This is a genomic window from Muricoccus radiodurans, from assembly GCF_050154705.1.
Lineage (GTDB): Bacteria > Pseudomonadota > Alphaproteobacteria > Acetobacterales > Acetobacteraceae > Roseomonas > Roseomonas radiodurans.
Genome location: NZ_CP189561.1, coordinates 18,770 through 29,417, shown reverse-complemented (window position 1 = coordinate 29,417; position 10,648 = coordinate 18,770). Strand labels below are relative to the sequence as shown.

Here is a 10,648-nt window from a genome sequence, read left to right as displayed (position 1 = left end):
CGCAGCATCGCCGCAGCGGGGCGTTCGGGCAACGCGGGTCGGGAGAGACGTCCGGGCACCCATGTGGCGTGGGGCGGGACCGGCCGGCCAGGGCCGGCGCGTGACATCCGGTGGCGGTGGCTTGTTCGGCCGGGGGGGCGGCCTGTAGCCTGCGCCGCCATGGACACCTCCCCGCCCGGCCCCGCGGCGCCGGCCGCCCGCGCGGCGGAGGCGCGGAGCTCGCTCCGGCCCCGGGCCCCGAAGGGCCGCTTCCGGACCTGGTTCGGGCGGATCGACACGCGGGCCGTGCTGATCGCCCTGCTGATGCTGGCGGTGGTCGGGCTGCTGACCGGCACGGCCCTGCTCGTCAGCGAGCGGGAGAAGGCCCTGATCGAGCGCATGGCCGGACCCGAGAAATCCGCGGACGACGCCGTGGACCGGCTCGGCATGCATGTCGCCGACTTCTCCTCCGCCATGGCGAGCGTGATCTCCGGCGTGCTCCAGCCCGGTCCCGCCTCCGGCCGGATGGGCCGGAACGGGGCCCTGATCCGCGAGGCTTATGACGATGTCGCCCGGCGGCTGGGGCCGGAGATCGACCCCATCGTGATGGGCGGCGCCCGTGACATGGCGGTCCGCCTGGACGACCTGACCGTCCGCATCCGCGACTCCTTCGCCGCGCGGCGGCGGGCCGAGTTCCCGGCGCTTCAGGAGGAGTGGCTGGACGTGCTGACGGCCTTCAACTCCCTGGTGAACGCCGCCCGCACGGTGGTGCAGCAGCGCGCCGCCCACTCGTTGGAGGAGGCGCGCGACCTGACGGAGCGGGTGCGCCAGGTGGTGCTCGGCGCGGGGCTGGTCGGGCTGCTGGGCTGCGCGCTCATCTGGTACGTGCTGGTGATGAAGATTGCCCGGCCGGTGGGGCGCGTCGCGCGCTCCATGGCGCTGATTTCCGGCGGACACCTGGAGAGCGCGGTGCCGGAGACGGCGCGGTCGGATCAGGTGGGGCAGATGGCGCGCGCCCTCGTCGTCTTCCGAGACGGACTCCTGGCGGCGCGGCGGCTGACCGACCAGGCGCTGGAAAACGCCCGGCGCACGGCGGTCGCGACCACCCAGGCCTCGGAGGCGATCGGGCAGGTGAGCGACGGGGCGCTGACCCAGCTCTCCGAACTGCGCCAGACCGGGGAAGCGCTGGCGCAGACGACGGAGGCCATCGCCGACGTCTCCCGCTCCACCGCCGAGGCGCATGACCGGGCCGAGCGCGCGAAGGCGGTGCTCACCGAGAACCTCGCGAAGGTCGGCTCCCTGATCGGCCTCGTGGACGCGGTGGGCGAGGACACGGAGCGCGTGACGCGGATCGCCGGGACCATCGCGAAGATCGCGACCCAGACGAACATCCTGGCCATCAACGCCGCGATCGAGGCGGCCCGCGCCGGGGAGCACGGGCGCGGCCTGTCCGTGGTGGCAGAGGAGGTGCGGGCCCTCGCCGCCTCCTCGGAGAACCTCGCGCAGGAGATCGCGGACGTGGTGGTGGTGGCCGGGCGGCGCGCGCGGGAGGGCAGCGGCACAGCCGCCGCCGTGGGCGAGGCGATGGATGGGCTGGAGCAGTTGGTGACGGAAAGCGCGCGTCTGGCCGGCGCCATCGCCGTCGCCATGGAGGAGCAGCAGGCCACGGTGGGCGAGGTGAACGAGCGCATGTCCACCCTGACCCGCATCGGCCAGTCCAACGCCACGGCGGCGGAGGAGATCACGGTGACGATGATCGACCTCGCCCGGCTGGCGACGGAGACCCGGAGCCTCGTCGAGGGGCTCGCGCTCGGAAGCAGCGACCGGACCTTCTCCGGCGGCCTGGCGACGCCGGCGGCATGAGCGCGGCGGTGGCGGGCGTGGCGGAGCCGGCAGCGGCGGGGGCCGGCGTGTCGATCCTTGTGGTCGAGGACTCCTCCTTCAACCGGCTGGTGCTCCGCCGTCGGCTGGGGGAGCTGGGCTACACGAACATCACCGAGGCCGTGGACGGGGTGGAGGGGCTGGCCGCGATCGAGCGCGGGCGCTTCGACGTCGTGCTGCTGGACCTGGAGATGCCCCGGCTGGACGGGATCGGCGTGCTGGAGCAGCTGCACGCGGCCCGCGGCGCCGCGCCGCCGGTCATCGTCATCTCCGCCCTCACGGAGATGGAGGGGATCGTCCGCTGCATCGAGCTGGGCGCCGAGGACTACCTGCCGAAATCCTTCGACCCGCCGCTGCTGCGGGCCCGGCTCGGCGCCCTGCTGGAGAAGAAGCGCCTGCGCGACCTCGCCGACCAGCGGCTCGCCCTGCTGGAGGCGGAGCTGGAGAGCGCGCGGGCCGCGCAGCTCTCCCTCGTCCCGCACGATTTCGAGAAGATCGCGCCGGAGGGCCTTTCGCTGCACGCGGCGATGATCCCGGCGCGGCAGGTGGGCGGCGACCTCTACGACGCGGTGCGGCTGGCCCCGGGCCTGCTGCTCGCCTGCGTGGCGGACGTCGCGGGCAAGGGGGCGCCGGCCGGGCTGACGATGGCGCGGACGCTCGCGCTGATCCGCTCCACCGCCGCGCTGCTCTTCGCGCGGTCGGGCACGCCCCCGGATCCGGCGGAGATCCTCGCTCAGGCAAATGACGACCTGGCGCGGGAGAACGAGAGCCAGACCTTCGTCACCGTCGTGCTGGCGATCCTCGATGCGCGCAGCGGGACCGGCCGCATCGCGGTGGCGGGGCACGAGGCGCCCTTCGTCCTCGGCCCCGGCGGGCCGCGGGTGATGACCGGGCTGACGCGACAGCCGCCGCTCGGCGCGATGGAGGAGTATCCCTACCGCTCCGACCCACTGTCCCTGGAGCAGGGGGAGGCGCTCTTCCTCTTCTCCGACGGCGTGACCGAGGCCGAGGACGGGGCGGACGGCTTCTTCGGGCGGGACCGGCTGACGGCGGCGCTGGAACGGGCAAATCAGGCGCCGGCGGCCGGGATCGTGCGGACAGTGCTGGAGGCCGTGGCGAGCTTCGCCGCAGGGGTGCCGCAGGCCGACGACATCACCGCCCTCGTAGTACGGCGCGGCTGAGAGCGCGCTTCGGGAGCCGGCAGGGCCCGGTCAGGCCCCGAACTCGACCTCCATCCGCTCCAACCTGGCGATGGTGCGCCCTTCGAAAAGGGCGGAGCCATCGGCGACCAGGCGCTGCTCCTTCCGGTGCACCTTCCGGATGTCCACCGCGTACTCGATGCGCCCGGCGGCCGAATGGACCTCGGTCAGCAGGGAACGGCCGATCGAGGCGCTCCGGCAGCGGCCCTCGAAGCCCATCCACTGGCCGTAATAGGCGAGCAGCTGCAACAGCGTCTCCATCGCCCGGGCCTGGGGGATAGCCTCGCCTCCGGCGGGAATACGTCCGAGCGCGAGCACCGAACCGAGGTGGTGACGTCCGCCGAGGCAGCGGATCGCGACGATCTCCTCGACCGCGACGGGGCAGGTCGGCGTGTCCGGCGCGGCGTTGTCGTTCAGGGCCGGCTGGAGGCGGGGCACCGCCACGCGGCAGGCCCGCGGCCAACCCGCCTCGGTCAGGAGAGGCACCTCCACGGGCGCGCGGAGCACCGCATCCTCCACGGTGCCGATCAGAAACAATGCGTCGGTTCCATCAAGCATGAAGCGGCGGCCTCACGGTGGGATCACGATCCTGAGAGAATAATTAATCGCACCGGGCGATGCATCCTCAATTCTTGGGGGAGGCTGAGAATCGCCGGCCCGGGGCGGATCGATCCGGAGCAAGCATGGACCGGTATCCTGACGTCAGTTCCGGGTCGCAGGACACAGGGACGGATGCGGCGGCCTGGGATTCCACCCTGCTGCGGGCCGCGCTCGAAGCACTCCCCTTCGGCATCCTCATCGTCGACGAGCGACTGGCGGCGGTGCACGCGAATCCCGCCGCGGCGCGGATCCTCGGCGCCGGCGCCGGCCTGCGGCTCCATCGCCGCGGTTCGATGGCGGGCGCGGAGGTCAACCTCATTGCCACCAGCGAGGCGGAGATGGTGCGGCTGACGAACCGCGTGCGTCTGGCGGCCCTGCACGGGAGCGGTGGCGGACTGTGCTTCTCCGGTCAGGACACGGCGGATCGGCCGGCACGGCGTCTGGCCGTGCTGGTGATCCCGCTGCCGCGCCACCTTTCGGACGGGCCGCGCGAGACGCCGGGCCACGCGCTGCTCCTGCTGCGCGACATCACCTCGGCCCCGCCTCCGGAGACCTTGCTGGCCGAGATGTTCGGCCTGACGGCGTCGGAGGCGCAGGTGGCCGCGCTCCTCGCCGGCGGCGCGACGGCCGAGCAGGTGGCGCTGCAGCGCGGGGTCCGCGCCGTCACCGTGCGCGGGCAGATTCGCGTCATCATGGGGAAGATGAACGTCTCGAGCCTGCGGGCCTTCGAGCGGCTCCTGGGCAGCCTGCCCGCGCCGGCGGAGGGTTAGCGGACCGCCAGGGGTTGGGCCGCCGATTCCTCGGCAAGGCCGTCGGGCTCAAGCAGCAAGACCGGTTCGCCGCCGCCGAGCACGCCGACCCCACCGACGCCGGGCAGGCGCGCGATGGCGGGGTGAAGGGGGCGCAGAAGAAGCTCCGCGCGCCGGAGCACGCGATCCACACCCAGCGCGAGCGGGCCCGAGCCGGTGCGGGCCACCACCACGGCGCCGGGCGCCGCGGCCGGCAGGCCCAGCAGGAGGGCGAGCGGCGTGGAGGGGCGGTCATCGGCGCCGTCCAGCACCTCCTCCACGCGTGTCACCGGCAGGGCGTAGGGGTGGCCGGACACCTCGATCAGCAGGACGGGCTGGGTGGCGGCCGTCAGCGGCAGGCGAAGGGTGAAGCTCGTGCCCTGGCCCGGGGTGGTGGCGATCTCCAGCGTGCCCCCGGCGCGGCGGGCGGCATCCTGCACCACGTCGAGACCGACGCCGCGGCCGGAGGTCTCCGTCACCATGGAGGCGGTGGAGAAGCCGGGGCGAAAGAGGAGCGCATGGACGGCGGCGTCCGTCAGGCCGTCCGCCTCGGCGGGCGTGACGAAGCCGCGCTCGATGGCGCGGGCGAGGACCCGCTCGCGCAGGATGCCGCCGCCATCGTCGGAGACGCGGACGCGGATGCCCCCGGTGCGGCGGGCGGCGGAGATGCGGAGCGTCGCCCGCTCCGGCTTCCCGGCGGCGTGGCGGGCGGCGGGGGATTCGATGCCGTGATCCACGGCATTGCGCGTGAGGTGCAGCAACGGGTCGGCCAGGAGCTCGACGAGGGAGCGGTCGATGGCGACGTCCTCGCCCTCCAGCACCACCTCCACCTGCTTGCCGCTGGCGGCGGCGACCGCCCGGGCCACCCGGGGCAGGCGCGCGAAGAGCGTGCCGACGGGGACGACGCGCAGCTCCATCACCGCCTCGTCCAAGCGGCGCAGCGAGAGGGCGAGGCGGTTCTCCGAATCCTCCAGCGCGTCCTCGAAGCGGCGGAGGCGGTCGGCAAGGGTCACCAATTCCCGCCCAGCGCTGCCGGGCACGCTGTTCGCGAGGACGGACAGGCGGGCGATGGCGGCCCGTGGCGCCGCCTCCCGCAGGGATTCCGCCAGGGTCAGGGAGGCGGCGCGGACTTCCGCCTCCAGCGCGATGATGCGGTCGATGCGATCCTGCCGCACGCGCATGGTGGGGCCCGAGGTCGCGGGGCCGGCGGCGGATTCCTCCTCCACCGGGGAGAGCGAGAGGAGGACGCGGCGGGCCGGGTCCGCGGCGGTGGCGGCGCGGGACAGGGTGTCGAGGTCGGCGCTGCTGGCCAGGAGAAGCTCCACGAGCGGCGGGCTCGCCTTCGGCAGGGCGCGGCTGCCGAGGATGTCGGCCTCCGGCCGCAGGGCCGCGGCGATCGCCTCCTCCTGCCCATCGCCGCGAGAGAGCGCGAGCCGGGCGATGTAGAGCCGGCCGCCGGCATCCAGGGCGTCCAGGGCGCGCTGGCGCGCCGTCGGGCTCAGCAGGGTGGCGAAGGCCGCGGGAATCCGGACATCCGCCGCCGCGCCCTCCCCGATCGGGGTGGCGGAGCCGCTCGCTCCGACGCGCAACGCCTCGGCGAGCGCGGGCGCGCGGGTCGGGAGAAGGGCAGCAGCATCCGGATCGCCAGCGCGGTCCGCCAGGTCCTCGAGAGTGAGGAGGAGGCGTTCGAGAGAATCCTGTCCGAGTGCGTGGGCCGCCGCCGCCGCGGCGCGGATGGCAGCGACGGGGGCGTCCCCCTCGCCGCGGGCGAGGGAATCCGCGATCGCTGCGAAGGGGGCGGGATTCAGCGCGCCGCGGGCGTTCTGGGGGATCAGCTCGGCACCTGCGGGCTCCCCGGCCCGGTCCGCGAGGAGCGCGAGGCGACGGCGCAGATGACCGAGGGCAGGCAGCGCGGCCCCGGTGCCGGCGGCCTCGGCCAGCGTGACGAAGGCGGCGGCGAGCCCGTGCAGGCCGCTGAGCCGGGCGGCGGAGGCGAGGTCCGTGAGTTCCGCCAGGGCAGCGGGATCGGCGGCCGACGAGAGGCCGGCGAGGGCCGGCGCGGCCGCAGCGCATCGCGAGGCGAAGGCTCCGAGGAGCGGGTCCGCGGTCGGCGCGGCGGCGGGCACGGCCTGCGGGGGCGGTGCCGCATCCAGCCGAGCGAGGCGGTCCAGGAGGGCGGGATCGGCCGGACGGTCCTGTCGGGCTTCCAGCACCGCGGCACGGATCTGTCGTAGCGCGTCGATGGCCGAGATCAGGCCGTCCGCCACGGGTCCCTCCACGGCCAGGCGGCCGGCGCGGGCATGGCCGAGCAGGTCCTCGCAGCGATGCGCGATGGCGCGCATCCCGCCGGCCCCGAGCGCGTCCGACATGCCCTTGAGGCTGTGGAGCGCGCGGAACAGCGTGTTCACGGCTTCCCGGTCCGGCGCACCGGCGGAGAGGATGCGCTCGGCCGTGTCGAGGTGTTCCTCACTCTCGGCGGCGAACTCGTCCCAGAGGGCGTCGTCAGCGTTCATGGCGCGGCGGGCAGGCCAGCAGCGCGGCGGGCGGCGCGGCGGAGGGCCTCGCCCTGGCGGTCCGCGAGGTCGGGGCTGAAGGCGCCGGAGGGCTTGCCGACGACGGCCGCGGCGCCGAGGCGGCGCGCCTCGATCGAGACCTCCCCGCCCGGGGTGGCGGCCGAGGAGATGACGACCACCGCCCCCGTGCCGCCGGGATGGCCCGACAGCGCCCATTCCCGCAGCACGCCAAGGCCGTCGAGCACGGGCATCTCGATGTCCAGCAGAATGAGGTCGGGGCGGTCGACGGCGATGCGGGCGAGGGCCTCGCGCCCGTCCGCCGCTTCCCCGATCACGACGAAGGCGGGATCGACGTCGAGACTGCCGCGCACGAGGCGGCGCATCATCGCGCTGTCATCCACGATGAGTGTGCGGACGGGGGACGGGCCGGGGGCCGCCGCGGTGGTTTCGGGCTCCTCTTCCGGGCTCTCCCCACCGAGGCGCCGGCCCGCGGCCCTCAGCGTGGCCGCGGCGGCGGCCGGATCGAAGGGGTCGGGCAGCGGGTTGAACGCCCGCATCGCGTCCCGCAGCACGGCGATGTCGGCGCTGCCGGCAAGGCCACGCAGCGTGTCCAGCGCGCGGGCGATCGCGGACGGGGTCGCGGCGGCTGCCAGTCGGTCGGTGGCGTCCTGCCACTCCGGCAGCAGGGCGGCGAGCAGCTCGGGATCGAGGGCCTCGCTCATGCGGGCGCCAGCCGGCGCGTGAGGGCGCGGAGGCGGAGGCCGAGCGCGGCCGGATCGGCGACCTCCGTGGCGTGGCCAGCCGAGAGAACGGCGCCCGGCATGCCGCCGACGACGCAGCTCTCCGGCGATTGGACGAGGACGGGCATGCCGCGCGCACGCATCGCGGCGGCTCCGGCGGACCCGTCCCGGCCCATGCCCGTCAGCACGACGCCGAGGGCCCGGTGCGCGACGAGGGCGGCGGAGCGCAGCAGCAGGTCGACCGAGGGGTGCACGGGCCCCTCCCCCTTCGCGAGCCGCAAGGTGAAGCCGCCCTCCGGGCTGCGGGCGAGGTGGCCGTCGGTGGCGCCGGGCAGCAGTACGACCTCCCCGGTGCGGAGGTGCAGGCCGCGCTCCCCCAGCACGACCGGCAGGCCGGTGCGGCGGCCGAGATGGCGCGCGAAGTCGGGGCCGAGATCGGCCGGCATGTGCTGGGCGATCGCGCAGGGCACGGAGAGCGGGCCGGCGGACGTGAGAAGTGCGGCCAGCGCGTCGGGCCCGCCGGTGGACGCGCCGATCACGACGATGTCGCAGGCGCCGTCTTCCGGCGGGGCTTCGGGCGGCGGCGGGACCGTGGCCGGCGCAAGCGGGCCGGGGCGTGCGGGCGACGCGATGGGCCGGGCGCCACGCTGCGCGGCCCAGTGACGAAGCCGGCTCCGCAACTCTCGGTCGATGTGGCCGAGGTCGAGGCCGCCGCGGGCGGAGCCCTTCCAGAGCACGTCCGCGGCGCCCGCCGCCAGCGCCGCGAGCGCCGCGTCGGAGCCGTCGCGGGTATGGTGGCTGACCATCACCACGGCCGGGGGATCGGGCAGGTCCATCAGGCGGCGCGCGGTGGCCAGGCCGTCCGGCGGCGGCATCTCCAGGTCGAGGGAGACGATGTCCGGGCGCAGCCGCGCAGCGCATTCGAGGGCACTGGTTCCGTCGGCGGCCTCCCCGACCACGCGGAGGTCACCTTCGGCCTCGATGATCCGGCGGAGCGCGAGGCGCATGAAGCCGGAATCGTCCACCACGAGGACCCGGATCATGGGGCGTGCCCCGCGAGCGCGGCGGCGAAGGCGCGGGCCCGGAAGACCGGAAGGGGATCGCCCTCCAGCCTCGCCACCGCCGCGACCGGGCCGTCCCCCGGCACGGGCACGAGATCGGGTTCCGGAACATGCCGCAGCCCCGGCACGGCGGAGACGGCGAGGGCCAGCGGGTGCGCGCCGCCCAGGCGCAGCATCGGCGGCGCGGTCAGGTCGCGCAGGACGGGGGTGGTGCCCAGGCGCTCGCCGGCGTCCAGCACGGGCAGGACATCGCCGCGATGGGCCGCGATGCCGGCCAGGGCGCCGCGGCCGCGGTTGCGCGGGTCCTGGGGCGGCAGGACGGCGACCACCTCCTCCACGGCCAGGGCGAAGCGGGTCTCGCCCGCGCGGGCCACGAGGATCGGGTGCGTCGGGATGTCGGCCGACGGAGATGGCCGCGAGGCCGCGGGCGCCGCGGTCAGGAGGACCGGGGCGAGGAGGCGGTCCGGGATCGTTCCGGTGCCGGGCGGGGCCGGGACCGCGGCGCGGCAGGGCAGGCCGAGATGGCGTCCCCCGATCGTCAGCACGGCGAGCAGCGGGAGGGAGGCCGGCGCGAGGACGAGGACGGGACCGGACTCCGTCCAGGCCAGGCCTGCGGTACCCGTCGGCGCGCCCGGCGCCGGGTGCAGCACCGGCATCGGGAGGAGACGATCCACGGCCGACAGGGGAAGCGTGACCGGGCCGGCCTCCGCCTCCAGCCGGAGGGCGGCGGGCGGCGCCGGCGGCACGGTCGCGGGGTCGGCCAGCGCGCCCTCCCCCAAACCGAGCCGGAGCCGGGGAGTCGGAGGATCGGGCCAGGGCGGCGCGGGAGCGTCGGGCGCAACCGCGTCGAGCAGGGCGTCGGCGCCGAGGAGAAACGTTCCCTCCGGGCCGGGCAGGCGGACCCAGGCAGCCGGCGGGCGGGCGGTCCCGGGCAGCACATGGGCCGGCACCGCCGAGCCGCCGAGGAGCGCGACCTGCAGGCCCGGAGCCCGGGGAAGCGGCCGGACCACCGGCGCCGCAACGGGCCCGGAGCCAGGGGGAAGGCGGTAGGCGCGACCCCCGGCCACGATTCCGGCGGTCATGGCGCGCGCTGCCAGATCGCGTGGACGCCGTCCACGGCGCGAAGTCCCAGGCCCGGCGGAACCGTGTCCGTCGGGCCGAGTAGGAGCGTGCCCCCGGGCAGGAGACGGTCGGCCAGGCCGCGCAGCACTGCCGCCCGCGCCTCCGGCAGGAGGTAGATGAGGACGTTGCGGCAGAGGATGGCGTCGAAGCGGGGCAGGTCCGGGGGTGGCTCCAGCAGGTTCGCGCGGCGGAAGGACACCTGGGTGCTCCCCCCCGGTCGCGGGAGGATTTCGGTGCCCTCGCGCGGGAAGAATCGGTGGAAGGGCTCGGGAACCTCGCGCAGCGCGTCCGGCGGGCCCGCGGGATAGCGGGCGGCCTCGGCCCGGCGAAGGGCGGGGCGGCAGAGATCGAGGCCGAGGATTTCCGCAGGGCGGGAGGACGCGGCGGCGAGGGCGGCGAGGCTCCAGGCCTCCTCCCCCGTGGCGCAGCCGGCGGAGAGGAGGCGGAGCGGGCGAGCCATCGCCTCCGGCAGCAGCGCGCCGAGGGCAAGAAGCTGCGGCGCGGAACGGAACAGTCGGGTCTCCCCGACGGTCACGGCGTCCAGCAGCGCGGCCCAGGCGGGGTGATCGAGATCGGGCGGCCAGGGAAGCGGCTCGGACGGCGCGGCGCGGAGCAGCCGACGGCGCAGCACCTCCGAAGGGGCCAGGCCGGCGAGCCGCGCGAGGCCGGCCTCGGCCGTCGTCTCCGACGCGGGCCGGATCATCGGCTGCACGATTTCCATGGCGACGCGTTCAGCCGCGGGCCGGGCCGGGGCGGCCCGGCCCG

General features: G+C 75.6%; 9 protein-coding genes. 3 read left to right on the top strand and 6 right to left on the bottom strand.

Annotated elements, in window-relative coordinates; genetic code table 11:
* Positions 1-159 precede the first annotated feature (159 nt).
* Both ACP6CK_RS00170 and ACP6CK_RS00165 read left to right on the top strand, forming a co-directional pair.
* Entirely contained in the window at positions 160-1,842 is a 1,683-nt protein-coding gene (locus tag ACP6CK_RS00170; protein ID WP_426956753.1) for a methyl-accepting chemotaxis protein, read from the top strand.
* Positions 1,839-3,041 (top strand): PP2C family protein-serine/threonine phosphatase, encoded by a 1,203-nt coding sequence (locus ACP6CK_RS00165; RefSeq protein WP_426956752.1) that lies wholly within the window; start codon positions 1,839-1,841, stop codon positions 3,039-3,041. Before ACP6CK_RS00170 ends, ACP6CK_RS00165 begins: the two co-directional genes overlap by 4 nt.
* Before the next feature lie 30 nt (positions 3,042-3,071).
* Here the strand turns inward: ACP6CK_RS00165 and ACP6CK_RS00160 are convergent, their stop codons facing one another.
* A complete protein-coding gene (locus ACP6CK_RS00160) occupies positions 3,072-3,617 on the bottom strand; it encodes a hypothetical protein (RefSeq protein ID WP_426956751.1) in 546 nt (181 codons plus the stop codon).
* 125 nt (positions 3,618-3,742) lie between these two features.
* Between ACP6CK_RS00160 and ACP6CK_RS00155 the strand changes: the two genes are divergently transcribed.
* The gene (locus tag ACP6CK_RS00155) at positions 3,743-4,429 is read left to right on the top strand and encodes a helix-turn-helix transcriptional regulator (RefSeq protein ID WP_426956750.1); all 687 of its coding nucleotides are present in this window, start codon (positions 3,743-3,745) and stop codon (positions 4,427-4,429) included.
* Here the strand turns inward: ACP6CK_RS00155 and ACP6CK_RS00150 are convergent.
* The 5 genes from ACP6CK_RS00150 to ACP6CK_RS00130 are packed head-to-tail and all read right to left on the bottom strand — an operon-like array spanning position 4,426 to position 10,604.
* Positions 4,426-6,960, bottom strand: coding sequence for an ATP-binding protein (locus ACP6CK_RS00150; RefSeq protein ID WP_426956749.1), 2,535 nt, complete (start codon positions 6,958-6,960; stop codon positions 4,426-4,428). The two genes, ACP6CK_RS00155 and ACP6CK_RS00150, sit on opposite strands and share 4 nt — an antisense overlap.
* The gene (locus tag ACP6CK_RS00145; protein ID WP_426956748.1) at positions 6,957-7,682 is read right to left on the bottom strand and encodes a response regulator; all 726 of its coding nucleotides are present in this window, start codon (positions 7,680-7,682) and stop codon (positions 6,957-6,959) included. Before ACP6CK_RS00145 ends, ACP6CK_RS00150 begins: the two co-directional genes overlap by 4 nt.
* The gene (locus tag ACP6CK_RS00140; RefSeq protein ID WP_426956747.1) at positions 7,679-8,743 is read right to left on the bottom strand and encodes a chemotaxis protein CheB; all 1,065 of its coding nucleotides are present in this window, start codon (positions 8,741-8,743) and stop codon (positions 7,679-7,681) included. The genes ACP6CK_RS00145 and ACP6CK_RS00140 overlap by 4 nt, the downstream gene beginning before the upstream one ends.
* Positions 8,740-9,843, bottom strand: coding sequence for a chemotaxis protein CheW (locus ACP6CK_RS00135; protein ID WP_426956746.1), 1,104 nt, complete (start codon positions 9,841-9,843; stop codon positions 8,740-8,742). Before ACP6CK_RS00135 ends, ACP6CK_RS00140 begins: the two co-directional genes overlap by 4 nt.
* Complete coding sequence (locus ACP6CK_RS00130) at positions 9,840-10,604, bottom strand: CheR family methyltransferase (protein ID WP_426956745.1); 765 nt, start codon at positions 10,602-10,604, stop codon at positions 9,840-9,842. The genes ACP6CK_RS00135 and ACP6CK_RS00130 overlap by 4 nt, the downstream gene beginning before the upstream one ends.
* Between the last annotated feature and the right edge of the window lie 44 nt (positions 10,605-10,648).

Coding starts and splice junctions, on each gene's coding strand:
- ACP6CK_RS00165 (WP_426956752.1), top strand. CDS start 1,839: ATGAGCGCGGCGGTGGCGGGCGTGGCGGAGCCGGCAGCGGCGGGGGCC.
- ACP6CK_RS00170 (WP_426956753.1), top strand. CDS start 160: ATGGACACCTCCCCGCCCGGCCCCGCGGCGCCGGCCGCCCGCGCGGCG.
- ACP6CK_RS00160 (WP_426956751.1), bottom strand. CDS start 3,617: ATGCTTGATGGAACCGACGCATTGTTTCTGATCGGCACCGTGGAGGAT.
- ACP6CK_RS00150 (WP_426956749.1), bottom strand. CDS start 6,960: ATGAACGCTGACGACGCCCTCTGGGACGAGTTCGCCGCCGAGAGTGAG.
- ACP6CK_RS00135 (WP_426956746.1), bottom strand. CDS start 9,843: ATGACCGCCGGAATCGTGGCCGGGGGTCGCGCCTACCGCCTTCCCCCT.
- ACP6CK_RS00140 (WP_426956747.1), bottom strand. CDS start 8,743: ATGATCCGGGTCCTCGTGGTGGACGATTCCGGCTTCATGCGCCTCGCG.
- ACP6CK_RS00155 (WP_426956750.1), top strand. CDS start 3,743: ATGGACCGGTATCCTGACGTCAGTTCCGGGTCGCAGGACACAGGGACG.
- ACP6CK_RS00130 (WP_426956745.1), bottom strand. CDS start 10,604: ATGGAAATCGTGCAGCCGATGATCCGGCCCGCGTCGGAGACGACGGCC.
- ACP6CK_RS00145 (WP_426956748.1), bottom strand. CDS start 7,682: ATGAGCGAGGCCCTCGATCCCGAGCTGCTCGCCGCCCTGCTGCCGGAG.